This window comes from Patescibacteria group bacterium (assembly GCA_041660565.1).
In the GTDB taxonomy this organism is placed as follows: Bacteria; Patescibacteriota; UBA1384; order CAJBMM01; family CAJBMM01; genus JBAZWC01.
The window spans coordinates 61,330-85,352 of the sequence record JBAZWC010000001.1; the positions used below are offsets into that span (position 1 = coordinate 61,330).

20 protein-coding genes and 1 tRNA gene are annotated in these 24,023 nt (G+C 44.7%); 12 read left to right on the forward strand and 9 right to left on the reverse strand.

Features of this window, described 5'->3' with window-relative positions:
* The first annotated feature begins 246 nt into the window (after positions 1–246).
* The 3 genes from WC773_00345 (at position 247) to WC773_00355 (ending at position 3,066) form a co-directional block, all read left to right on the forward strand.
* Entirely contained in the window at positions 247–1,194 is a 948-nt protein-coding gene (locus tag WC773_00345; protein MFA6081853.1) for a TRAM domain-containing protein, read from the forward strand.
* A gap of 91 nt (positions 1,195–1,285) precedes the next feature.
* Complete coding sequence (locus WC773_00350; GenBank protein MFA6081854.1) at positions 1,286–2,182, forward strand: transglutaminase domain-containing protein; 897 nt, start codon at positions 1,286–1,288, stop codon at positions 2,180–2,182.
* Between the two features lie 269 nt (positions 2,183–2,451).
* Positions 2,452–3,066 (forward strand): hypothetical protein, encoded by a 615-nt coding sequence (locus WC773_00355; GenBank protein ID MFA6081855.1) that lies wholly within the window; start codon positions 2,452–2,454, stop codon positions 3,064–3,066.
* A 411-nt stretch (positions 3,067–3,477) separates the two neighbouring features.
* Here the strand turns inward: WC773_00355 and WC773_00360 are convergent, their stop codons facing one another.
* Positions 3,478–6,354 carry a transglycosylase domain-containing protein gene (locus tag WC773_00360; protein ID MFA6081856.1) on the reverse strand — a complete coding sequence of 959 codons (2,877 nt, stop codon included), beginning with the start codon at positions 6,352–6,354 and terminating at the stop codon, positions 3,478–3,480.
* 109 nt (positions 6,355–6,463) lie between these two features.
* On the opposite strand from WC773_00360, the gene tyrS reads away from it, so the two are divergent.
* Positions 6,464–7,660, forward strand: a complete 1,197-nt coding sequence (gene tyrS / locus WC773_00365; protein ID MFA6081857.1) for a tyrosine--tRNA ligase — start codon at positions 6,464–6,466, stop codon at positions 7,658–7,660.
* A 134-nt stretch (positions 7,661–7,794) separates the two neighbouring features.
* Positions 7,795–9,510 (forward strand): arginine--tRNA ligase, encoded by a 1,716-nt coding sequence (gene argS, locus WC773_00370; GenBank protein ID MFA6081858.1) that lies wholly within the window; start codon positions 7,795–7,797, stop codon positions 9,508–9,510.
* A 59-nt stretch (positions 9,511–9,569) separates the two neighbouring features.
* Here argS and WC773_00375 read toward each other — a convergent pair whose 3' ends face one another.
* From WC773_00375 to WC773_00385, 3 genes are all read right to left on the reverse strand, one after another.
* Positions 9,570–10,292 carry a hypothetical protein gene (locus tag WC773_00375; protein ID MFA6081859.1) on the reverse strand — a complete coding sequence of 241 codons (723 nt, stop codon included), beginning with the start codon at positions 10,290–10,292 and terminating at the stop codon, positions 9,570–9,572.
* A gap of 396 nt (positions 10,293–10,688) precedes the next feature.
* On the reverse strand, positions 10,689–12,854 hold the full coding sequence (locus WC773_00380; GenBank protein MFA6081860.1) for a hypothetical protein: 2,166 nt from the start codon (positions 12,852–12,854) through the stop codon (positions 10,689–10,691).
* Positions 12,855–13,268: 414 nt separating this feature from the next.
* Positions 13,269–13,439 carry a hypothetical protein gene (locus WC773_00385; GenBank protein MFA6081861.1) on the reverse strand — a complete coding sequence of 57 codons (171 nt, stop codon included), beginning with the start codon at positions 13,437–13,439 and terminating at the stop codon, positions 13,269–13,271.
* 517 nt (positions 13,440–13,956) lie between these two features.
* On the opposite strand from WC773_00385, the gene WC773_00390 reads away from it, so the two are divergent.
* The 4 genes from WC773_00390 (at position 13,957) to WC773_00405 (ending at position 16,518) form a co-directional block, all read left to right on the forward strand.
* The gene (locus tag WC773_00390) at positions 13,957–14,628 is read left to right on the forward strand and encodes a hypothetical protein (GenBank protein ID MFA6081862.1); all 672 of its coding nucleotides are present in this window, start codon (positions 13,957–13,959) and stop codon (positions 14,626–14,628) included.
* A 467-nt stretch (positions 14,629–15,095) separates the two neighbouring features.
* A tRNA-Pro gene (locus WC773_00395) sits at positions 15,096–15,172 on the forward strand.
* Positions 15,173–15,455: 283 nt separating this feature from the next.
* Complete coding sequence (locus WC773_00400) at positions 15,456–15,983, forward strand: hypothetical protein (protein MFA6081863.1); 528 nt, start codon at positions 15,456–15,458, stop codon at positions 15,981–15,983.
* Positions 15,984–15,993: 10 nt separating this feature from the next.
* Positions 15,994–16,518 (forward strand): hypothetical protein, encoded by a 525-nt coding sequence (locus WC773_00405; GenBank protein MFA6081864.1) that lies wholly within the window; start codon positions 15,994–15,996, stop codon positions 16,516–16,518.
* 105 nt (positions 16,519–16,623) lie between these two features.
* Here WC773_00405 and WC773_00410 read toward each other — a convergent pair whose 3' ends face one another.
* A complete protein-coding gene (locus WC773_00410; GenBank protein ID MFA6081865.1) occupies positions 16,624–17,310 on the reverse strand; it encodes a hypothetical protein in 687 nt (228 codons plus the stop codon).
* A 133-nt stretch (positions 17,311–17,443) separates the two neighbouring features.
* The gene (locus tag WC773_00415; GenBank protein MFA6081866.1) at positions 17,444–18,124 is read right to left on the reverse strand and encodes a site-2 protease family protein; all 681 of its coding nucleotides are present in this window, start codon (positions 18,122–18,124) and stop codon (positions 17,444–17,446) included.
* Between the two features lie 110 nt (positions 18,125–18,234).
* Here WC773_00415 and WC773_00420 point away from each other — a divergent pair, with 110 nt between their 5' ends.
* Together WC773_00420 and WC773_00425 are read left to right on the forward strand one after the other, a co-directional pair.
* On the forward strand, positions 18,235–18,399 hold the full coding sequence (locus WC773_00420) for a bL28 family ribosomal protein (protein MFA6081867.1): 165 nt from the start codon (positions 18,235–18,237) through the stop codon (positions 18,397–18,399).
* A gap of 397 nt (positions 18,400–18,796) precedes the next feature.
* On the forward strand, positions 18,797–19,159 hold the full coding sequence (locus WC773_00425; protein ID MFA6081868.1) for a zinc-ribbon domain containing protein: 363 nt from the start codon (positions 18,797–18,799) through the stop codon (positions 19,157–19,159).
* Positions 19,160–19,421: 262 nt separating this feature from the next.
* On the opposite strand, the gene WC773_00430 is transcribed toward WC773_00425, so the two are convergent.
* From WC773_00430 to WC773_00440, 3 genes are all read right to left on the reverse strand, one after another.
* On the reverse strand, positions 19,422–20,240 hold the full coding sequence (locus WC773_00430; GenBank protein MFA6081869.1) for a tetratricopeptide repeat protein: 819 nt from the start codon (positions 20,238–20,240) through the stop codon (positions 19,422–19,424).
* Positions 20,227–20,928: a hypothetical protein gene (locus WC773_00435; GenBank protein MFA6081870.1), complete on the reverse strand. Its 702-nt coding sequence runs from the start codon at positions 20,926–20,928 to the stop codon at positions 20,227–20,229. The genes WC773_00430 and WC773_00435 overlap by 14 nt, the downstream gene beginning before the upstream one ends.
* Positions 20,929–21,081: 153 nt before the next feature.
* Positions 21,082–22,071 (reverse strand): Fic family protein, encoded by a 990-nt coding sequence (locus tag WC773_00440; GenBank protein MFA6081871.1) that lies wholly within the window; start codon positions 22,069–22,071, stop codon positions 21,082–21,084.
* 1,011 nt (positions 22,072–23,082) lie between these two features.
* Between WC773_00440 and WC773_00445 the strand changes: the two genes are divergently transcribed.
* A complete protein-coding gene (locus tag WC773_00445) occupies positions 23,083–23,904 on the forward strand; it encodes a hypothetical protein (GenBank protein ID MFA6081872.1) in 822 nt (273 codons plus the stop codon).
* The last annotated feature ends 119 nt before the right edge of the window (positions 23,905–24,023 follow it).

Here is a 24,023-nt window from a genome sequence, read left to right on the forward strand (position 1 = left end):
TCGACCACGCTTCAAGAAATCTAAGAAAGAATCTCATCCATAATTATAAATTTTAAAGGCTAAATTTTTAATGAATAAGTACCGAATGATTAAATTTTAAATGGTTCCTTATTTAGTCATTTAAAATTGGCTTCCTTTCATTTGAAATTGAAAATTGAAAATTTAAAATTCTCATATTGTAGATTTGCACACGCCCCAATTGGAACATCGAGGAGTCGAGATGACAATATGTTATGAGGAGAAAATATGACCGATCCAAATCAATCCATTTTATTTGTCATTATTTTAGTGATATCTATTTCCGCGCTTTTCATTACTCGCAAATTAATGAAATCATCATTTCCATATGTATTTGTGGGCATTTTAGGGTTAATATTTGGATTGCTCGTTGGTGCGCTGTTGGCCATTCCGGTTTCACGTCTACCGGGGGATTATGGCAAGTGGTTGCCAATGATAGTAAATATTTTTGCGGCCGTAGCCGTTCTGGATTTGTTCATGGCACAAGGCAAGCGATTCAATCTAGTATATCAATCATGGATTAACGGGAAAAACCCACTCAACTTTAACAACGTTAATTTATTACCAGAGCTGTTGTTAGACACCTCGGCACTAATTGACGGGCGGATTTTAGAGGTGGCGGAAACTGGATTTATGATATCCCCTTTTGCAGTGCCGGTTTTTGTGATTGATGAATTGCAACAATTGGCCGATAGTAAAGACGATATCAAACGCGAAAAAGGCCGCCGTGGTCTAGAGTTGTTAGAAGCATTGCGTCAGAGCCCAAAAATTGATTTGCGTATAATCGACAAAGATATCGATCAGAAAATCGGGGTTGATCATAAATTGGTGGTATTAGCCAAAGAGCGCGGTAGCCGGGTTTTGACCACAGACAGCGCGCTTAATCGATCTGCTACCATTCAGGGTGTGGTGGTGTTGAATCTGAACGATCTAGCTGCATCGTTAAAACCGGTCGTTTATCCGGGTGAAACAATGAATATCGAAATTGTGCAAAAAGGCAAAGAGCGCGGGCAAGGCGTTGGGTACCTCGCAGACGGGACAATGGTGGTGGTGGAGGGTGCGGATAAAGAAATTAGCAAAACAGTGAACTGCAACGTGGTGCGTGTTTTTCAAACATCCTCCGGCCGAATGCTCTTTGCCGAAATTACCAAGACGCCTGTCGTCCGTAGCTCGTAAGAGCGTAGGATGATGAACGTGTTTCACCCCGAGGGTGTGAAGGTGATTCGTCTATCAATCGTCTACGATTAATATAAAATACAGGAGAAAAATGAACGATAAAATTCTTAATCACTATCTAGAATTTGGTCTTTTCACAAACCCAGGATTATACAAAAACATACTCCAGCACGATCTACCAGACAACATCCAAGAAATCGGAAGCTTAGTAAGAAAAAATATTATTCATCGCACCACTCTTGAGGCTGGGAATGTGGGCACAAATTATGACTTGAAATTTGGCGATATGAAACAAGTTCCATGGTATCGTCAGCCAGAAGATGATAACTTACCCACCACCCCAGCGATGTTAGCTGAGCTATACCGTCGTGACGCTCGCGGCCTAACCCCAAACCGCAAAGTTGAGGACAAATTAATACTCACTTGTAGATTTGTCTCAATTCTCACGGCATCTATTCTCAAATCTAAAGGAATACCGGCTCGCGTTCGGTCTGGTAATGCGCCATACTTTGATATGGGGAGTTTGGGAGATGTGAGTACGGATCACTGGATTAATCAGTATTGGAAAAAAGACGATAACCGTTGGGTAACAATAGATGTTGACGGAAGTCTGAGTCTAAAAGACAAATTTAATCCATATGATATGCCAAACGACAAATTTGATTTTCCAGCAGTTGCTTGGCTAAATATTCGTTCTGGAAAAGTCGACCCGGACCATTTTTATAACGCCTCGTCTGATCGTGGCGCCATTGTGGTTGTATGGTCACTTTTCTATGATTTTCATTCTTTAATGAATGACGAAGTTATTTATTCCCATGTCCCAGAGTTTGGTACATACAAAAAATTTAAGAAACTTTCCCCAAAAGAGTTAGAAAAAATTGACATGTTGGCCAAATTAATGCTCAAACCTGACGAAAACTTTGATAAGTTACTAGAGATATGGAATACAGACCGTGACCTCAGGCTATTAAAAGGTGGACTTCTATAGACTGGATTCCCGCCTTCGCGGGAATGACAACTCGAAGATAGTTCTCGGTTATGCCTCGAACAAGAAAACCGTAGTCCAAGCTTTCGTGACCTCCGTAGCTCGGAGAGCGAAGGGGGTAGTTTGTTTTCCTCATAACACACTAAAGCGTGGTCTACGAACGCCAAACTTGACTAAATGTGTAATATATGCTAATATAGTTGCTAGAACCTGAACATTGGCCCAAACCGTTGGGCCATCATCGCCGGCGGGCTTACGCAAGGGAGAATTCGATGGCTGACTCTGAGCTGATGCTCGATGTCGGGCAGGCGAATGAGCTCAAGTTGGCTTTCCGCAGATGCGGATGGACCAACGAAGAGATCAAGAAGCTTAGTGAGGGCGACACTCTGGTCGGGGTGCGGCAGGTGATTCGTGGCGAGGCCACGATTCAGGCAGTCGAAGCGTCGAAGTTGCTTGAAGACGTCGGCACCTACGGCGTCGATGTGGTCACGGAATTCGACGCCGAGACGGAGTTGGTCGAGGGAAAGCACGGCATCAGTTGGGCCAGCGAAGAGTTCAAGAAATTCATCGCTGGCAAGATCGAGACCAATGTTCCGGCGGCGCGGCTCCGCGTCAGCAAACTGCTTAGGCAGTCGGTGGATGGCCCGATCATCGCCGAACTGGGTGGTGAGGCGACGGTAGAGACGTTCTTGGCATGGCTGTCGCAGCTGTTGGGGAAGCTTCCCCACGGCCGCTATCTTTTCTATGTCAAGGACGCCCAAGGAAGGCTTTGGGTGGTTCACTGCTTATGGTACTCCAGCTACAGCGGCTGGTGCCTGAACGTCGACTCGGTTGCGAAACTGTTCCAGTGGACTGTCGGCAACCAGTTCCTCTCTCGCGATTCTTGAACCTCTGACCCTTGGGTCTTAGTGCCACTCTGGTGCTCTGACCCTTTGGCCCTCTGACACTTTGTCGGAGGGCCATTGTTTGTATATAATACAACAGGAAACTGTGGGATGGTGGCTACGGCTTTCGTCCACGTTTCAGATTGTTGTTTACTCCAGAATTGCTTTATATATCACCTTCGAGGTGCAAGATTGATTTTCTTGTTCGAACGGAGTGAGAACTCAATCAGATTGGGTAGTTCTCGTCGTAACCCTCCTCGAACAAGAATATTGGAAGTCTTCTATATACTGGATTCCGGATCTAGTCCGGAATGACAACAAAAACGGGTAGTTCTCAGTCGCGACTTCGAACAAGAAAACCGGTGGGCGGACATATGAGTCCGCCCCTACGGTGGTCGTGATGCGTGCCTCGATTTAGAACGTTAGGTCGGCGGAGGAGACGGTTCCGGTGCCAAGCTGCGAAGTTACTTTGTAATGATAAGTGGCGGTGGCAGTTAGGCCGGTAATAGTAATGGAATGTGACTTTACGTTCCCTTCGCCCTCATTTTGTGTTGAACCGTAGGTGTTGGTTAAACCATAAACCACATTTCCGGACGCGGCAACACCCGAGCTCCACGTTATCGTAACCGATAGTTTATCCACAGACCGTGTGGCGATTACGTTGGATATCGCCAATGTCAAATTGTTGGCGGTGGTAAAGCTGGCAGTAGCGGTACTCTCTTGGCCTTGTAGGTCTCTATCTACCACTTTGAATGTATGTTTTCCATCTATTAGATCAGTGGTGTCGTAAGACACTTTCCATGGAGCATTAGGTTCGGCCACTTTAACATCGTCAATATAGAAGGTCATTAACGATACCCCGAAAGGTGATGCCCCGGTGGATTGTAGATTGATAGTGCCCGAGACAGTTGCTCCATCGATAGGTGAGACTACGGCTACTGTTAATTTATCGTTCGTGGTTGGGTCATATTCATCGGTTGGTGGGGATTCGGTATTTAGCCCATTACTTTTAGCCCATGCCTGAACCGGATTTTCCCAGACCGGATCCTTTGGCCTTTCAGAATGAATACGGGTGAATATTTTGTTTAATACTAAATCAGTCGGAGTTGCGTCGGTAGCTAGTTTGGATTGATCTAAGCGATAAACTTTGACAGTTTGATGAATGTCATCGGCATCCTTGGGCTGTTGGCTATCTGTACAGATATCACGAATGATGTCGTCAGCTGGAGTAGCGTCGGTTGGTTTTTTATTATATGTGTATTTAACAATGGAGCAGTCTTTTACGTTGTCGGGGCGTACAAAGTCTTCACCCGGCATATCTTTGAGTACTTTTTGCATAAAATCACGCCAAACCGGAGCGGCTGCCATCGCTCCCGCGCCGGAGTGTGTCATTTCTTTGTTATCGTTATTTCCTACCCACACCGCGGTGACGATTTGGGGGGTGTAACCAATGGTCCACGCGTCACGATAGCTAGAGGTGGTTCCGGTTTTAACTGCCACTTGTCTGTCGGTAAAGTTAAGCGCAGAATTGCCTCCAAAGGTGGCGGTGCGGGCCCCATTATCTGACAAAATCGAGCTTATTTCGTACGCAATTCCCGGGTCAATTACGGTTTTGGGCTGATCCTTCCACTCTTGAATCACATTGCCGCTTGAATCTTCAACTTTTTGAATACTTGATGTTGGATGCAAGTTACCGCCGGTAGCAAATACTCCGTAAGCCCCCACCATTTCAGTCATTTTTACTTCGGCCGATCCGAGTACCATAGATAAGCCATAATTGTCCGGTTCGGTTAAAGTGGTTATACCTAAATCTTGAGCATTGCTTATTGCATCGCTGGTTCCGACAATTGCTTGCGCCTTAACTGCTGAAATGTTTAAAGAGTTGCCTAGTGCGTATCGGGTCGTTAGTGCGCCACGACCACCACCAGAATAGTTATGAGGCCAAATGACATCGGGTTTAGATTGGTCGTAGCTACCTTCAACATCAAAAATTGTGCTTCCCGGGCTCCACCCTTCCTTAAATAAAGAAGCATAAACAATCGGCTTGAAACTCGAGCCTGGCTGGCGCAAAGAAGTAGTGATATTTACAGATCCGAAAGTCTTATTGTTGTAATCAACCGAGCCCACCATGGCTAAAATTTGACCGGTTTTAGCGTCAGTAGAAAGTAAGGCGATGTTGCTGGCGTTGGTTGACTTAAAAATACTAGTTGATTTGTCAGTAATAATTTGTTCTGCTAATTTTTGCTTTTCTAAATCAAGCGTAGTTGTTACCTTGTACCCACCGGTCGCCAGACGCTTTTCGCCGTCAGCCCCACCGCCCAGTAAATCAACCAATTGCTCCTTTATATAAAAGATAAAATGGGTGGCAACGCTGTTTGATTTAATTTGGGTTAAGCCCTCGCTGATACTAATTAATTTTGCTTTATCTCTTAGATCATTTGATATATACCCTTGGTCAGCCATTTTGTTTAAAACATTGTTACGGCGAATTTTAAGCGAGTCAACATGGTTGCCATATGGATTATAGTATGATGGTGCTTGAGGAATCGCAGCCAACGTGGCCACTTGTGCGTACAGAATTGCCTTTTGACCATCGTCGCTGGCCTTTTCCGGATCTAAATCTTGAATATTTTTGCCGTAATAAGTATTTGCGGCGGCTTGAATACCGTAATTGTTATTGCCATAAGGAATCTGGTTTAGATAATAGGCAAGTATTTGATCTTTGTCATAAATACGTTCAAATTGATACGCCACCACTGCTTCTCTAATTTTTCGCGCGATCGTTTTTTTGGTGCCAATACCTTCAATTAAGTTTCTGGCCAATTGTTGGGTAATGGTAGAAGCGCCTTGTGATTTTGAGCCGTGCGTAATATCAACATAAATTGCTCTGGCAATACCGCGATAGTCGATGGCGCCATGTTTATAAAAATCTTTGTCTTCAACGGCCACCGTGGCATTTTTGGCAGCATCTGGGATATCTTTACCATCTACTACGGTACGTTTTTCCTCGTCGTAAACGTCTTTAATTAATACGCCGTTTCGATCAAATATTTTAGTAGAGCTAACCGGTTTAATTTGAGCAAGTTCGCCCGGTTTAGGAATGTTAAACGAAAAATAAACAATCATGCCCACAATAATCAACACAAAAACAGCCAATACTTTTAGCGCGATGACCAGTACTTGTTTAAACGTAAGGCGCTTAACACCACGCTTTATTTCGGCGGGCGAGAGATTTTTTAATCCCAATGGATTAAAAAACTTTTTAACAAAAATTATTAGTCGATTTTTCATTTAGTCTTACTTACTTGAGAATACTCCAATTTTAATATATTGTCCAAATAGGGGGAAAACTACAATTTGAAATTTGAAATTTGAAATTTTTAATGCAAGGATGATTTTTATGCAGAAGCAAATTGAGGAATTGGTAACTCGCAACGTTACTCAAATTATCACCAAAGATGAATTAATTAAGGCAACTGCCTCTGGCAAAAAGCTGAAGGTCTATTTGGGAGTTGATCCGTCTAGTCCAGACATCCATTTAGGCCATGCGGTAGTGCTGTGGAAACTGCGCCAGTTTCAAGATTTAGGCCATCACATTATTTTGCTGATTGGAGATTTTACTGCCCAAATTGGTGATCCAACCGGCAAATCTAAAGAACGCCCGGTACTGACCCACGAGCAAGTACTAAAAAATGCTACTGACTACAAAAAACAAGCCAGCAAAATCATCAACTTTAGCGGGAAAAATCCGGCGTCATTAGTTTTCAACAGCAAATGGCTCAGCAAACTAACGTTCAGCGACATCATTAAATTAGCCGGGAATTTTACGGTGCAACAGATGCTTGAGCGAGATATGTTTCAAGAGCGTTTGAAAAATAATCAACCTATTGGTTTGCACGAGTTCTTATATCCATTAATGGTGGGCTACGATTGTATTCAACTTGAAGCAGACGTAGAAGTAGGTGGGAACGATCAGTTATTCAACATTACCGCGGGGCGAACTTTACGCCAAAAGGTAAGTGGAAAATCTAAAGTGGTCTTAACTTGCGATTTGCTAACGGGGTCTGACGGATCGAAAATGAGCAAATCTGCCGGAAACATCATCCCGCTTAACGCGTCTGCTGACGAAATGTTTGGTTCGCTAATGGCGGTGAATGATAAACTAATTGAACATTACGCCAAGTTATGTGGAGATTTTTCGTCCGATGAACTTTCAGAAATTGCGCATCGCTTGAAATCCAATGAAAACCCTCGTGATATCAAGTTAGATGTGGCTCAAAACATCGTCGCAAGATATTATCCTAAAGAATCGAGCGTTGTACGTGAGAAATTCTTATCACGATTTAGTGATGGTAATGCGGGTGAAGCAACATTAATTGAGCTGGACGTAAAAAATTTACCCTTAATGCAGCTAGTGGCGAAGGTTGCTAATGTATCAAATAGCGAAGCGCGCCGACTGATTGTGGGTAATGCGGTTGAGGTTGAGGGCAAGGTGCAATTTGACTTAAATAAACAAATTGATTTGGTGAATCCGGTGCAAATGCGCATCGGCAAGCATCGATTTGTTAAAGTTAAATATCAACAACAAAATTTGTAAAACCCAACGCCCCCTTGTCATTTCGACTCGGGGAGAGTGTCAACTCGACCACGGTGGAGAAATCTTGAGAAAGAATCCATTCCAGTTGTTCTTAGAGATTTCTCCAACCGTTCGTGGAAGCTCACGGGGTCGAAATGACTGCTAAATATAAAGAAGGTTCTGTGATCAAAGATCTAATTTCAAAAGCGGTTGCAAAGGTTGGGTTTAATTGCGAGAACGTTGAGGTTACCCGTCCCGATATAGCGTTTGGTGATTATTCCACCAACGTAGCCTTAAAATTGGCGCCGCAAGTTAAACAATCGCCATTAAAAATCGCCGAAGCCATTGTTGAACAACTAAAAAAGGACAAAGCAATCAAATCGGCCACAGTGGCTGGTCCCGGTTTTATCAATGTTGCAATGGCAGATGACTGGTTGGACCATCAGCTAAATTTGCCGTTAAATGTTGCACCAACTTTGCAAGACAAAAAATACATCATCGAATTTTCCAGCCCAAACATCGCCAAACCAATGCACGTTGGTCATTTGCGCACCACTATTTTAGGCCAAGTTTTGGTGAATTTATTTCGGTCGGCAGGTGCTAACATGGTGGCGTGGTCGCATCCGGGAGATTTTGGCACACAGTTCGGCAAATTAATTGTGGGGTGGCTTAAATGGGGTGAAGATAAAGCGCTGCAAGATCATCCGATAGACGAGCTACTGCGAGTTTATGTCAAATTTCATCAAGAAGCTAAAGATGATCCAAAGTTAGAAGATCAGGCTCGCCAAACCTTCAAAAAATTGCAGGACGGCGATAAAGAGGTGGTGGCGCTTTGGCAAATGGTTTCGCGGCTTAGTCACGAAGAATTTGACCGAATGTACGATAAGTTAAAAATTAAGTTCGATGTTTGGCGGGGTGAGAGCGAATACAATCATTTGCTAGCTCAGTTTGTGGACGATGCGCTTGAGGTAAAAGTCGCGTGCAAAAGTGAAGGCGCTATCATTATCCCACTAGACGAACAAAACTTGCCACCGTTCCTCATTCAAAAATCTGATGGCGCCACGCTTTATGCCACGTCCGACTTGGTTTCACTAAAAGAACGCGCCGACGAGGTAAATCCAGACGAACTAATTTATGTGGTGGGCAACGAACAAACTCTGCATTTTCAACAACTGTTTGCCGCGGCCGAGAAACTAGCTGAAGCGGGTGTTTATGGCGCCGGTTTTGAATTACCCAAATTGACTCATGTTTCTTACGGATTTTTCCGCCTTAAAACCGGCAAAATGAGCACGCGTCAGGGCGATGTGATTCGGTTAGACGAGGTTATAGACGCGGCGGTGCAGAAATGCGATGAATTATTGTTGGCAAAAAATGACAAATTAACAAAAAAAGATCGGGAAGAGCTGGCGCAGACATTAGGATTGGCGGCGGTTAAATACACCGATCTGCAACACGATCGCCACACCGACGTAGTATTTGACTGGGACAAAATGTTCGCACTTGAGGGCAACTCGATTATCTATCTTATATATGCTTATGCGCGGTGCAATTCACTATTAATAAAGTCTACTTCAACTAATGCCGGAGACGGCAATGAGGTCGGCTGGTCCGAAGATGATAAGCAGTTGTTATTTACCTCACTAGAGTTAAACCATGCGGTGCGCCAGAGCATAGAAGAATACGACCCACATCATTTAATCAATCATGTTTATGAGGTGGCAAGCCAGTTTAGTCGGCTATACAGCCACAATGCAATTCTAAACGCCTCGGCAGAAGATCGCGCTCGTCGATTAAAATTAGTAGCCATGGTTAAGGCTCAATTACAATTATTATTTGATCTATTAAATATCGACGCGCCAGAAAAACTTTAAAAAAAATAAGCGGGTGGCCGCGTTTGCGGTCACCCTGGGCACGTCTGATGTTCTTTCGCTCACTCGATTTGCAGGCTATCCGGCCTAATCCGGAGGCGACAGGTCGCCACACTGTGTGGCTTGACCTTGAGGATCTTGCCGACCTTCTTGCCGGCCCTGACCGGATCATCGGCTTTGTTCGCGAAGTCGGCATCAACCCGAACAACGCTTAATGCACCCGTCTGGAAGGTTAGCGGAATGACGACCTCGCCGCCTCGATCCTCTTGAACGGCGAGAGTAGCTGATTTGCCGGAGTTGTCGACACTCGACCACAGCAATTCCGGCGTCACTTCGACGTCATTCAGTCTCCCTCGATCGAGGGTAACCTGCACTGATACGCCCGGGCCATCCTCGATGTCGAACTGAAAGCCGTTTACCTGTTTGACCAGTTGCTGCTCGCCCATCCTGATGTAGAACTTCCCGTTGGCGCCTGGCATCACGCGTCGTTCCACGGACCGTTCGATCACGATGTTCTTGACGCCGGTGTTCCAGACGGCGATGCACTCGACCTTGTCGGTCTGGCTGTCCGCCCGGAATTCGACCGGGATGACGCAGTCCTTGTTTGGGATGTAGCTGAGGACTGCCCCGTCTTCGGTCGTTTGGATCATCGCGTTGGTGGGCGCGCTGACAATCGTCGTCTTGGCGTAAAGCAGCCGTACTTGCACGGATCCTTCGTAGTAATTCGGCACTCGGGTAATCCAGGTGATTCGGCTCACCGTGCCTACTACGATAATAACGATCAAACATACCACCCACCACGGTATCTTGTCAGTGGGTCCCACGTTAGGGGGTCTCACAGCAGTCTCCTTTGTGTTGTCGATGGGGCGCTAGGAACTTGCCCCGAGTTGATGATTTATGTATATCACATTTTATAAAAATAGTCAATAAAAAAACGTGCAACAGTTCACAACTCTGAAATAACTTTTCGCGTTCGAGTTTAGGACGTAAAACGTCCCGAAGCGAGAACGACATCGGTGAAAAGAATAGCTAGTTCTCGGTTTTACCTCGAACAAGAAAAACGTAGACCAGACTTCTTGACCTTCCGAAGCTTTAGCGTATGAGGTTAGTCTGTTTTCTTAATAACACAATAAATCGTGGTCTACAAGAACGAATTGACATCCGGACTCGCTCAAGCAATTTTATAGATCAAATTGATACACGCTATCGCCAACTAGAATCCAGCCGCGTTTGGATTTGGTGGAAATATAACTTTGTTTAATATCACCGAGTGTGGTTTGATACTGCCCGGAGTATTGGCCGTCTTTAGACGCCTCAATAATACGATTTTTGTCTTGAATAAATATTGAATTTCCCGAACTATCAGCAAAAATCCGTGCTGGGGAGTCGAGTCCACTGCCGGGCTCAGGAATCTGAATCGGCCCGAACCCAATTGAATTGCCTTTAGTGAATTTGGATACATCGCCCGAATTAAATAGTAGATAAATGTTGCCGTCATTGGTAATGTCTATTGCGCTAGAGTTGGACAGCGTACTTTTAGCCAAGTATGCGGTAACCGCCGTGAATTTATAGTTGGCGGTGCCGGTAAATTTCCAAATTTGCCCCGAGTCTTTCTCTAGTACATATAGATTTTGCTGATACCACGTTGCCGCTTTAATACCGGGCCACTTCTCGGTTGTGGGTAGCGACAACTGAATTAATTGATTATTATTGTCGGTTAAAATAAGCTGCACTTTATTATCACTGGTTGCAACTAAAATTTGGCGAGTTAGCTCAAACATAGTGAAGTAGGTAATTTTTGCCCCGTTGCTGGCGGAAAAAATGATATCCGGCGAGGTATTTTTACCCAAAATTTGTCGGGTAATTTTGGTGCCGTTAGAGTTTGTGGCAAATAAGTATTGGCCAATTATACCAAACCACGTTGTGTCGCCACTAACTTTGGTTATTACGGTAGGGTTAATAATGGCGGTGTGATTTATTTCCAATAATAACTGGTTATATTTTGTGGTTATCGTTATTACGTCGCTACTGTCTTTGGGCAAGGTGCTTAGAATGTCGTTGGCTTTAACCAAATTTGTCCGAGCTAAGTCTGGATTTGTCTTTTTATTCAGCGTGGCAACATCTAAAAATTTATTAGCATCGGAAATTTTTTGGGTAATGTTGGCGGTAGAAGTGGTGGTGGAGTTTTGATGTTGAGTTCGGTTATATATTGATATCCCCACAATCAGAACCAAAACTAAGGATGAGGCTAATATGGTAATTGGTTTGACTTTATTGAATTTACGCGAGGTTTTAACTATCCAGCTTTGGGCATCAACAAAAATGTGAAACAGTGAATGGCTAATTTTTTGTCCTGATGAGCGTTGCAATTTGGGTGTACCGATCCGAATTTGCGGCTGTGAAGGCTCTTCCGCGTCGCCTGGTTTATATTTCACCGGAATGACTGCCGTGTCTTTATCTGAGCTGTTGGTGTATTGCAGCTCGGTTTTTGGCTCGGTGTAAAATCGCTTGGCTTTTTGATACCCGCTTTTAACACCGCTGAATATCAGTTTGCTTAGATCGGAAGCCGCATCTAATATGCTGTGCCGGAAAGATTTTTCAAAGTTGCCGACACTAGGATTTCGAGATGCTTTGATCACCCCTCCGACAGATGGTTCTAGTACGATGGTGTATGGTTCGGTTTGGGTATCGAGATCATCATTCTCAATTTTGACCACTACTGCTGATAAGTGATTCAGGTGCAATCTTCTGCCGGCTTGGAACATAGCCTGTACGCCATTGGTGGGGTTTGACTCGATTGATTGACATAAAAATTGCGGAGAAAAGTGCCGTCCAACCTCGGTATTGCCTAAAATTACACTATCGCCGACTGATAATTGCCCAGAGGTTAAATTGGCAAAGGTTTTGTGTACCAATACTCGTCCGGTAATGTTTGCGGTGTTGTCAAAAATGGGTGAGTAGGTTTGTCCTCTAATAACCGCACCGGTAACTTTGCCGGTGTGAGACAAATAGACTTCGTTATTAACAAAAAGGGCAATCACTGCGTGAATGTGCCCCACCCAATCATTATTTCCGTTCTCGGCCAATTCGGCCAGCGCCAGGTTTATCTGCTTAATACAATCTTCAAACTGATAGATAGGGGATTTTCGCTCCTCCGAAAAATATTCGTTTTTAAGACAATCAATGATGGTTTGTTCAACTATTTGACCGAAAGACCGGGGTAGGGGGATATCGATAATATAAACAATATCCCCAAAACTAAGATCGTTTGGATGATTCAACACGCCCGAGGCAAGGGTGCGCTCGTGTGTGCTTATTGTTGATATTCTGGCTATTGATAACGCCAAACTAAACCACCTTTAAGTTGCTTATTTCTATTGTATGCTTTGAGTGGCGTATGGCGCAAGGTGCAAAAAATTTTGCATTTATGTTACAATATATTTGCTTCCGGCTGTCCAACACATTGCTTCTTACTTTTTTTTAGGTGGTTCAACATTTATGTAAAGTATTATACCTTACATGTGCGAACTACCACTTGGGATTTTTGAAGCCCAATGTGCTGTGATGGCCGGAGCAGAATTTGAAAACAGAAAACGATCCCCAATTCTACGAGTCGAAGACTCGTAGAGATGACAGCGAGCAGAGAACAAGCGTTCTCTTTTTTGTTATTGAATTTGGCCGTTTTTGCCTAAGATAAAAAAAGTAGACCCGGCTGATATGGAGGTCAGCCGGGTCTTGGCTCGCAGGGTTTGGTGGTCGTGTCACTGTCGATCACGGGCTTCTTGGGCCAGTCTTGGGTTGAAGCCCAGCTCGGTGGTTCGCACCGGCCGTCCGACAAGTTCCTCGACACGCTTAAGGACCATGTCCATGTAGACCTCCTTCGGCCCCGTTAGCAAATCCGTGACCTCCTTCTCACGCTCCTCGCCGGTCATCTCCTCTGCCTTCCTGCGTGTCTTGAAGTTCTCAACACACGTCGGGCAGGCCTCGGTACAGCTCGTGCCACAAACGTGGCATATTCGTTCCTCTGGCACAGGACCCCTCCCTCTTAGCCGTGATTCTCTAAGAACGATAATAACTATACCATATCGTTACGTTATGGTCAATATATTTTTGCTGTGAACCCAATAACTGATTCAAAAAAATCTCATTAGGTAGTTGTCATTCCGGCTCGCCAGCTGGCGGGTGATCCGAAATCCAGTCTATGTTTGTTATCATATAGATCATGAATCTTCCCTTTGACCTGCGGCCAGAGTTACTGGTTTCTGACAAAATCATTAAGTTTAGGATGACATGAACGGTAGTTTTTGGATTCACGATTATTGTTATTGAATTTGGATGATTTTCTGCTATCGTGTGGCGTGAGGGGGTGGTACCATGAACATCGAGTTTTCAGGCTACGGGTTCACTGTCCTATGCACCTACTTACCCGTTGACATTTTCGAGCGGGCAATGAGCTGGCTAGCAAAAGGAGGACAAGGTCGGCTGACGTTTGAGCCGTGGGATGATGGGATTGTCGACAATCCCTGGGCATCAACCGGCATCGGTGGTAGGACGATTCGTCGACTTCGGGATCTCGAATCGAATGGCCTAGTTTGCCTTGGGTGGCGTCGTTACGAGCTGGTCAAGTGTGTCGATTCGATGGTGCTACTTAGTTACGCACTGTGGCCAGTGCTGGTTGGACAGTACGAGATGGCTCGTCCAAACAACGCGGGTCTACAAGTGGATATCAACGAGATCACGCGGGGCTATCGGGTGGCAGCCAACTTTGACCCAGTGGTTTGGGACGTGATCGAACACGCTGGATTCAAGGGGCTACTGCCCGCCATCAACACGCACATTCGTCATTGGTTTGAGGAATTCGCGGATGGACGCGAAGATGGGCAGTACACCACCGTGTTCAATGGGAAGGATGGGCCTACGTTGATGTTCTATCCGCCGTCTACCAGCCGTGGTGTATGGATTAGCGGGTCACGTGAACCCGGGATCGATGGGCACCAGCTGTATGACCACAACACCGATGGCGCTCTTGATGTGATGGGGCATTTGGTGGCACTCTGTACCGTGCTAGATCACTGCCGAAAGGCAATCGACTCGGGAATTCTCAGCACTGACGGTGCGTAGGCAATTGCCTACGCACCTCTTATTTATCTAGTCATATGAAACATGCTGTTTTTTTGATAATGTGTAAAGTACGAATCAAAATACAGGGTATAGCTTAGTTGGTAAAGCGCTGGGGTTGGCCTCCGCCCGTAGAGCTACGCCCGGAGGGCTCCGCCCGTAGGCTCCAGCCTGTAAGGCTTACGCCTGGAAGGGCTACGCCCGGAGGGGGTCAAAAAAATGTGCTATGTATATATATTGATCAGCCAAGTTGATATGGAGCGGTATATTGGGTCAACTGTGAATCTTAGTGTTAGGCTGTCAGAGCATGATCTGGGGTTGGTAAATTCTACAAAAAATAGACGCCCATTAAAGTTGTATGCTTATCAAATATGTGAGAATATCGGAGAAGCGAGAAAAATTGAGCATATGTACAAGGGTAGCCGGGGTGCTTATGACCGGGCGATTAAAAAAGGTCAATTGATTATCTTCGGGGAGTAGCATAGCGGCCTAATGCGCTGGGCTGGGGGTCCAGAGACCGGAGGTTCAAATCCTCTCTCCCCGACCAATTTGAAACTGGAATCGGGCTGGGCTCCGCCCGTAGGGCTACGCCCGGAGGGGGTCCAGAGATCGGCAGTTCGAGTCTGCCATCCCCGACCATGATATAATGAAGTCTGCGACTAGGCTGGCCTCCGGCTCTACGAGCGGTAGGCTCGGAGAGGGGTCCAGAGACCGCCAGTTCAAGTCTGGCTACCCTGACCATCCCTCGCTCCCTCCTACGCTAAAGCTTCGGAAGGTCAAGAAAGCTACGGATGGCACGGCCAAAAATTAAAAAAATACAAAGGATATGAATGAAAATCAATAAACTTAAAAAAATTACCACCGGTGCAGCTCTGTTGACTGGACTTTTTGTGGCATCGGTTCAATCCACTTTTGCGATGTGCCCGGTGTGCACGGTAGCGGTGCTTGGTGGGGTTGAGTTGTCGCATTATCTCGGAATCGATGATGTGATAACCGGGCTATGGATTGGTGCATTAATGGTTTCGATTACAATGTGGACATCAAATTGGTTGCGCAACAAAAAATGGCGTTATATTCCCAAAGGCGCCGCATTCTGGTTTATTATTTGGGTTTTAATGACTTATGTCCCGCTCTATCAATATCGATTTTTTGGGCATAACAACAGCCAACTCTGGGGGATTGATAAAATTATCATCGGATCGATGTTTGGGGTGGTGATTTTTGCACTGGCGGTGGTGGTTCATAATTGGCTTAAAGCCAGAAACGGTGATAAAGTTTACGTGCAATTTCAACGTGTCATTATCCCGGTATCATTTTTGATAATCGGCAGCGTGGCGTTTTATTTCATTACTAAATAAAGGAGATATTGTGTCTGAAGATAAAGAACTCGACGGCTGGCTGGAAAAAGTATCTAAGAGTAAAAAAGGGGCACTAGATTTATCGTCTGATGAAGATCTATCAATTGCGATTATGAACTTAATCAGCATCGAAGAGCATTTTTTCTTTACTGCCGCCAAAACTGGCAAAGATCAATATTACGATTTGTTGGGGCAAGTACGCGAAATGCGCAAAAGCTTGCTCAAAAAAATTGTCAAAGAGTACGAAGGTGAGGTGTGGTGCATTTCAAAACATTTGCTTTCGGCTAGTATGCGTTTGATTGAGGTTGGCACCAAGCAACAAGGATTGGGGCACGACAAAGACGCCAAAGAGATGTTTACTAAGGCGTACGAGTTGTACTCATTGTTCTGGGGGCTTAACTTGAACTTATTAAACGTCGGCGAGATTAAAAAGGTGGATGACGACCAAATGGATATTCACCCCGACAAAAAAACCTCACCGATGTCTAAGCTAGGCTTGTTAGTTAAAAAAGCGATTGATTGCTGTAGAGAGTAGGTTGAGATCGGACTTTATGAGCTGTCATTCCGGATTTAATCCGGAATCTATATAATAAAGTCTTTTATAGTCTGGATTCCGGGTCGAGCCCGGAATGACAAGGGACTACAAGTTAATTTTAGTTAATTCAGCAGCTGGGAATTTTTCTAGCACCGGTTGCAATGTTTCTTCGTGTTTATCTAAATCAGCTCCGATTAAATAAACCGGCATAGGGTTTGCCGTAAAATGCTCTAGTCCCGGGCCGTGGTCTCCCATGGCAATACTAAGCGCAATTTCTAGCTCTTCTTTTTGCCATTCGGCGTCAGGTGCGTATGCGTGGCTGAGTAAAAATGAATCATCTACTGCGGCAGCTTTTGTATCTAGTTTTCCGGTGTAATCAATTACAATACATGGTTCGCTGTGTTTGTGTGGATCGCCATTAGCTTTGTAGTCGTAGTCTTCGGACCAGCCAATTGATTTAACGGGCATTGTACTACCAATTCCATCCGCCAATTTTTGAGCGGACCACTGCGCGATCTCGTCTTGGCTACGTTTATCGCCGGTACGCTCTTTATAAACCGCGCACGCACCGCAGTGTTCGTGCCAGGTGACGGTTAGGGTAGCGGGATTTACGCCGTGGTTTAGCAGATTTTGTTTGAATTTGGTAATTTGTGCATCGGAAAATAAAACGCCACTTCCGGCTAAGCCCAGAAAAGGTCGTTCAAGTCCGTTTGGCCGAATACGCCCGTCCATACAGACAATAGCTTGAGGATTTAGTTTTGTTGATTGGTGTAACTTTATGGCGTCTAGCATGAAAATACTATAACGAAAAGTTGCCTTAACATCAAGCACTAAATCAGAAATTCGAAATTCGAAACAAATCCAAAATTCCAAATTCAAAAAATTTTAAACTTGTTTCGTGCTTCGCATTTTCGTATTTCGAATTTTAGAAAATCTGTGGGGCGCCGCGAATTGCCAAATTAGCAATTCTGAGTAACGGATCCATAATCCGGCTAAGCAAGTTAAATCCGCCAGAAGAGCCAAAAATAATATTAGAAAATACAAGCGTCAGTAGAAGCGCCGGACCAATGCGTTCCCAAACTTCACGCGCTTCGTGGTCTAAAAAGTAATTTACAATTTTTGATCCGTCGAGCGGGGGAATTGGGATGATGTTGAATACCGCCAAAATGATATTAAGCGACACTATGGCGTCTAAAAATAATAAAAATATCGATTGATCGGTTGGCAAGCCGGCAATGGTCATAATTCTGGCGGGTAGAGCAAAAATTAACGCCACCAGTAAGTTTGAAATTGGGCCGGCAATTGCAATTTTAATCTCATCTAAATCAGATTTTAACGCATTCGGATTGTATGGTACCGGTTTGCCAAATCCAAATCCGGCAAACACAAATAAAAATAATCCCATTGGATCAATATGTGCCAAAGGATTCAGAGTGAGTCTACCTTGATATTTTGCCGTATCATCACCCAAACGATTTGCCATCCATGCGTGAGCAAATTCGTGCACAGACAAAGCTAGCATTACCCCAAGCACAATACCACAAATTGAAACGATCGCCACAATCGGCTGGTGGGCGTTTTGTTGCCATAGTTGTAAAATTAACACTTGCAAAACTCCGTAAATTAAGTTACAATAATTATTGTTGATCGATTTTTTTGAAACGCATTTTAAATATAAAGCAATTGTCCGGATAATGAAACACTATAGGAGATGCTATGGCATTTTGTCCACTTTGTCAGCGAACTCAGATGCACGGAAACAGTGTACCAAAATCGGTACACAAAACCGGTCGTGCCTTAAAACCGAACTTACAAAAAGTGAATGGATTATTAATCTGTACTCGTTGTGCCAGAACGATGAAAAAAGTATTGGCAAGCTAAAATACTCATCAGTTTCTAAGTCTAATTGAGGTTACAGGGAATGCGGTGGCTTTCTTGTTCGAATTCAGGACGTAAAACGTCCCGGGGTGAGAACTATCAAGGTAGTTCTCGTTTTGGACGCATGACGTTCCAAACTCGAACGAGAAACCAAGGGATAGCTAGGGAGCAAAAGGGACGATAAAGGGAATGATAAAATACTCTGTCATCCGTACTCAGACCTCCGTTTTCTGCTACCCCTCTTGCATTTATTTCATATTCGGTTATACTTATAGATAGGAACTGTTTCCTTAGGTCCTAACTGATTAGAAAAATGAAGTTTCCTTTATTTTTTCGCTAAGCCAAGGACAGAACCCTCAAGTATGGTCGATCTTGGGTAGCCAAAAAACAAAGGAATAATATGTCATACGAAGACAAAACATTAGTTTGTAAAGAATGTGGTAAAGAATTTACATGGACCGCTGGTGAGCAAGAATTTTATGCTCAAAAAGGTTTTACTAACCAACCAAGCCGATGCAAAGACTGCCGCCAAGCAAACAAACAACACAAAGACGAACAACGCACAGAAATCACCTGCAAACAATGTGGCAAAAAAGATACTGTTAACTTTAAGCCTCATAACCCAGACGATATCTTGTGCAACGAGTGTTTCACCAAGAACCGAGCACAGGTTCACTCTTTCGCCCCTGCCTCTGATAGCAAACCTGCTGAAGAGCCAGTTGCTGATGAAAAATCAGACGAAGAGACCCCAGCTGCTGAATAATATTCTCAGTTGAAAACCAAAAACGCCCTGCTTTACGCGGGGCTTTTTGGTATTTATCCTGATGGGTCTCCTAATCAGCTAATAACCCTCCGGCCTCCAGCTCGTAGAGAGAAATCTACAAAAATATAAATTTTTAATTTTTAATTTCAAATGAATGGTTGCCAATTTTTAAATGACTAAATAAGGAACCATTTAAAATTTAATCATTTGGTTCTTATTCATTTAAAATTTAGCCTTTAAAATTTAAAATTATATACGGTAATTACAGTTTATTAGTTCTTTGGCGGCGTTCGCGTTCTTTGGCATCATCTAGTGCGTCTTTATAAAGTGATTTTCGGGGCTCCAAAGACCAAGCCCTAGATAAATATCGCACTGCTTTGCCGTACTGTCTAAGCGATAAATACGCTTGGCCTAAATCAAAGTGCCAGGCGGCATTTTTATCATCTTCCCCAACCGCTTTTTCAAAGTACTCTACTGCCTCATTATAGTTTTCGCCAATTTGAGCCACTCGGCCTAAATAATGCAGAATATACCCATTGGCTGGATCATATTTATAAGCTTGCATAAAAGCTTCCTCTGCATCAACAAGCGCACTATTTACTCTTTTGGGCCCATCAACCGCTGCGGGCATAGCTGTGGCGATGCCTCGTTCTAAATAAATTTGTCCAAGCCGATAGTAAGCAAGAACGCACTTTGGATCAATTGCGGCCGCATTCAAAAACTGTTTTTCCGCCATATCTAGCTGGCGCAGGTCAAAATACTTCTGCCCGTCTGCCAGTAAATTTTTTAGCTGTGAATTTGTTGCCGTCTGATATTGATTAATATTTGGCTCAGCGGACTTGGTTACATCTGGCTGTGGCTCAGAAATTTGGTCGTTTTCACTCATCGAATCATTAAAAGGCACTCGCATGGGGCCGAATTTCTTAAAATGCAATTGCGGCAGTTTAAACTTAAACTTAAACAACCGTCTATTTTGCGTTGCTTTTGGCGCCACCCCTTCTGCGGTTTCGGGAAAACGGCGCACTAATATGATAAAGATAATTGCCGCCGCCACAAAAATGATAATTTCAAATATTCCCATTGCGTGTCCTAATTTTAAATTCTAATGATTTTGGGAAGGGGATTTGATGCGTAATGTGCAAATAGGTGGTTTCGAGTAAAGCAGTGGCGTTAACCGACGTCTGACTAATTGCTGATCGTATTTCGATTAACCATCGAAGTGTGTCTGCATTGGGGTTCATACTTTGTATGATTTCTTTGCTCCACGAATCAATCAAATTTGTGGCCAATCCATTTTTTACTGTCTCACCTATTTTCAAGCTCACTGTAGCAAAATCTTGGGCGAAAGCAAGTGGAATAATTTGGCTATCAATCTGAGCCTGATTTTGGAGGTTAAAATAGGCACATCTAGACAGAATTGTCGGCAAAACGTTGTTAGTGTTCGACAGTAATAAAAAACGGGTTTTTTCGGGGGTATCTTCTAGCACTTTCAGCAAAGTATTGGCCGACTCGTGGTTTAATTGGTCGGACTGATAAATGACGCACAAGCGCATTTTGCCTTGAGTTGGGGTGGTGTGAGCCAACCTACGCAACTCTCTGGTCTCGGCTACGGTAACAGTTAAGTCTTTGCCAATTTCGGACAGATCGTAAGGCGAAACACTAAATTCAGTTAATGTTTCGGTTAAAATTTGTGGCCAAGAATTTGGTGTAGAGACAACCAAAAAGCACTGCCCGGTCTGCCAAAAAGTGGATGGGATAATATTATTCATCACGATCAGAATAGCACAAATCTCTTTTATATGTCATTTCGACGTTGAAGAAAGCGTCAGGTACTGTCATTCCGGGCTTGACCCGGAATCTATATAAAAAAAGTCATTTATAGACTGGATTCCGGATCTAGTCCGGAATGACACCAAGAAGGGTCAAAACTTATAATTTTTTAGTTCTTTTATACTCATCCGTTTTTCGGTCTGCAAACGGCGAATCTCTCTGGCTCTATCTACAGCCTTGGTTTGGTACAACTGATAACCCCCAACCGAGGTATTATAAATTGGAATCAACCCTTCTTCGGTCCAAAATCTAATTGTGGCAATGGTTTCATTAGCGGCGGCGGCAACCTGCCCGATTTTCAATAATTTATTGGAAATTTTGCGTGGGCGTGTTTTCTTTGCTGGCTCGGGCAACTCAGTTGATGCTGTTGATGCGATTGATGACAAAAACAGATTCAAAGAACGGTCAGTTGCCTCAAAAATCAACTGATAATAATCATCCAATTGGGCATCAGCCTGCGCCACCTCCAAATCGGTGACATAGCGGCTTTGATCATCAACCCGAATTACGGCCGGTGGATAACCGTTCTGCAATAAAATTAAATTCATTAACAATCGTGCCGTGCGGCAGTTTGCCTCTACAAATGGGTGAATGGTAATTAACTTTAAATGTGCATCGGCTGCAATTTGAACCGGATGTTTGGTGTGATTGCCGTTTAGCCACTGCACCATTTCGGCCATCGCCACGTTAACTTTTTCATTTGGTTCGTTGCGTACGGTGCCGGTACGATATTGTCCGGCGTGAACGCTATCTACTTTATTCATCAATATGCGATGGATATGCAAAATTTCTGCTTGGCTAATGTCTTTAGTTTTAATAGTATTCGCCAAGTGACGTACGTATTCCCAAGCTAGCGCGTGATTGTGGGTTTCAATTAAATCTCGAGCCTGTGAGTTTTGCCAGTTTTCCACAACTTCTTTTGCTGCGTCCACAGTGATGTTTTTGCCGGATAGGGCAGTGGAGTTGAATGCCAAATCTAGTTTATACTGATGATTAAGTTTAGCTAAAACATCAACCGAAATGGGCATCGCAGCCATCAGCTGGCGCTGTTTGGTTTCTAATTGTTCGAGAGTAATTGACATACAAACCTCAGCATTGTCATTCCGGACTTGATCCGGAATCTATATAAAAGACTGGAAGGGATTTATTCTTAGATTTCTCCAACACAGTCGTGGTGACCCACTCCTAGGGTCGAAATGACATATAACAATATTTCGTCATCCATCATTTACCTACCTCTATTAAGCATAAACCATCACCTAATACATTACAATATCATATAATATCACGCTTAGTACACCTAGGGTATTGACAAATATAATCTAGTATGTTAATATGTAAGAGTTGCAATCAAGCAAGGCTAAAACCAAGCGCGATAAGCAGCAGAACCCAAAAACAAAAACGTAAAAATGGCTTGTCTAACATATGTCGGTAGCATATCAAGACGCCCCTTCCTCTATATAGGGATTGGACGTCGGATGCGGACAGGTCTTTTTTAAAACAAAGCTTTGTTTTTCTGGCATATGGGATTTATCCCACGCGCTGGAGGGCAGATACCTTTTGAATAAGAGGTGACTGTTCCAAAGTTAGATCAACCAAGTCTTGGCAAAAATTGTCAAATTACTGGTTCACCTAATCCTTTGGAACAGAACTCTTCTTTCAGCAAAAGTAGGTTGATGGCGAAGAGAGCCGTAAATATCAGATCTTGTAGAATTTTTCTTCAAGACGGCGCTCGCCAAAAACTGCTGACAAGTAGACACATGGAGCGGGGACAACACCACCTAAAAGTAGATACCCCAGAACCGGCACCTTAACAAATTATCCTTTTCTCTGGTTGACATACATTTTATTGTCATTCCGGACTAGATCCGGAATCTATGTATAAGAATCCTCGTCTTAGGCTAGGAAAGATTTATTCTTTACTAACCCAAGCCGATGGAGTTTAACTTCGTCTGGCCTACCCCTCCCCGGGGTTAATGCCGTCACGGCGTTGGGGAAACGGCATCTGGTGCGTATGGCGTAAGCCGCGCACCAAGTATTCGGTCAGCGTAACCGTAAGGCGAAGTTGACCAGATCCCTGGGAGGGGAAAAAGATGGAATCCGCTAACGGGCAGATCGTCGACGCGTCTCATGTCGTCGACAATCCAGAGTCGGATCTCGTGACGATCTTGTCGCAGAACGGTGGACGGACTATCGAAGTGATAGTGCCCGACGTCTGTGACCACGAGACGGTTTCTGAGCGCCTTTCGAGGCTGCTTGGAAAGCACGTTTCCGACTCCGACCTTTCCTCCGTTTGGGTTGGAGAGGAAGAGAAGCAATGCGCTTCTCTGATAGTCTCCTCCGACAAGGAGGGAGTACTGCAGGTCGCCCATAAGGAGGGCAACAAGATGAACCGCAAGCAAGCTTTGGCGCTGATTGGCGCCGCCGTGTCGTTCGGGTACACCGTGGTGGAAACGTTCGCGGACAACCGCGCGCTCCCCGCGTTCAGTCCTGCAGGCCGCCCGGGTTCCTGGTCGGATGTCGCGGAAGCGTATTACGACCGCTTCTTCGACCTTGATGACCTCTCCCAGTGGGAGTCGGTCGTCGGGCTGCTCCAGAAATGGTCCCACACGCGTGAGGCCTTCGGGATTCTGATCCCGACCCGGGACGATTTTGTCCTGGAGATCGAGCGCGCTGTTCGGCAGCGCCCGATCGACGGGGAGATGTACGTTCCCGAGGCTATGCCGCTTGCCGAGGCGGTCTGTAAGATGATCATGCTCGGCGCCACCACGGAGGAAATCCTCGGCTGGGTCGAGGAGATCAACCTCCACACTGACGGCCAGGCACCGATCCTGTTCGACGCAATCGAGCAGGCGAACGAGCCTCGGTCGGAGCGGGGTGGCCGCGGCCGCGAGGCGGCCGAGGCCAGCAACTAGTTCCACGGAGGGGTGGGTGCAACCGCACCCGCCTCTCCTCATTCCAAAGTTTCCAAAAGGTTGGGGACTTTGTAGATGATTTCCTCTTGTCATTCCCGCGAAGGCGGGAATCCAGTCTA

What these genes read in the sequence shown, in the direction of transcription:
- argS (MFA6081858.1), top strand. Translation starts at nt 7,795, where the DNA reads ATGACTGCTAAATATAAAGAAGGTTCTGTGATCAAAGATCTAATTTCA.
- WC773_00440 (MFA6081871.1), bottom strand. Translation starts at nt 22,071, where the DNA reads ATGTCAATTACTCTCGAACAATTAGAAACCAAACAGCGCCAGCTGATG.
- WC773_00385 (MFA6081861.1), bottom strand. Translation starts at nt 13,439, where the DNA reads ATGACCGGCGAGGAGCGTGAGAAGGAGGTCACGGATTTGCTAACGGGG.
- WC773_00410 (MFA6081865.1), bottom strand. Translation starts at nt 17,310, where the DNA reads ATGCTAGACGCCATAAAGTTACACCAATCAACAAAACTAAATCCTCAA.
- WC773_00350 (MFA6081854.1), top strand. Translation starts at nt 1,286, where the DNA reads ATGAACGATAAAATTCTTAATCACTATCTAGAATTTGGTCTTTTCACA.
- WC773_00430 (MFA6081869.1), bottom strand. Translation starts at nt 20,240, where the DNA reads ATGGGAATATTTGAAATTATCATTTTTGTGGCGGCGGCAATTATCTTT.
- WC773_00360 (MFA6081856.1), bottom strand. Translation starts at nt 6,354, where the DNA reads ATGAAAAATCGACTAATAATTTTTGTTAAAAAGTTTTTTAATCCATTG.
- WC773_00345 (MFA6081853.1), top strand. Translation starts at nt 247, where the DNA reads ATGACCGATCCAAATCAATCCATTTTATTTGTCATTATTTTAGTGATA.
- WC773_00445 (MFA6081872.1), top strand. Translation starts at nt 23,083, where the DNA reads ATGGAATCCGCTAACGGGCAGATCGTCGACGCGTCTCATGTCGTCGAC.
- WC773_00400 (MFA6081863.1), top strand. Translation starts at nt 15,456, where the DNA reads ATGAAAATCAATAAACTTAAAAAAATTACCACCGGTGCAGCTCTGTTG.
- WC773_00355 (MFA6081855.1), top strand. Translation starts at nt 2,452, where the DNA reads ATGGCTGACTCTGAGCTGATGCTCGATGTCGGGCAGGCGAATGAGCTC.
- WC773_00420 (MFA6081867.1), top strand. Translation starts at nt 18,235, where the DNA reads ATGGCATTTTGTCCACTTTGTCAGCGAACTCAGATGCACGGAAACAGT.
- WC773_00390 (MFA6081862.1), top strand. Translation starts at nt 13,957, where the DNA reads ATGAGCTGGCTAGCAAAAGGAGGACAAGGTCGGCTGACGTTTGAGCCG.
- tyrS (MFA6081857.1), top strand. Translation starts at nt 6,464, where the DNA reads ATGCAGAAGCAAATTGAGGAATTGGTAACTCGCAACGTTACTCAAATT.
- WC773_00435 (MFA6081870.1), bottom strand. Translation starts at nt 20,928, where the DNA reads ATGAATAATATTATCCCATCCACTTTTTGGCAGACCGGGCAGTGCTTT.
- WC773_00425 (MFA6081868.1), top strand. Translation starts at nt 18,797, where the DNA reads ATGTCATACGAAGACAAAACATTAGTTTGTAAAGAATGTGGTAAAGAA.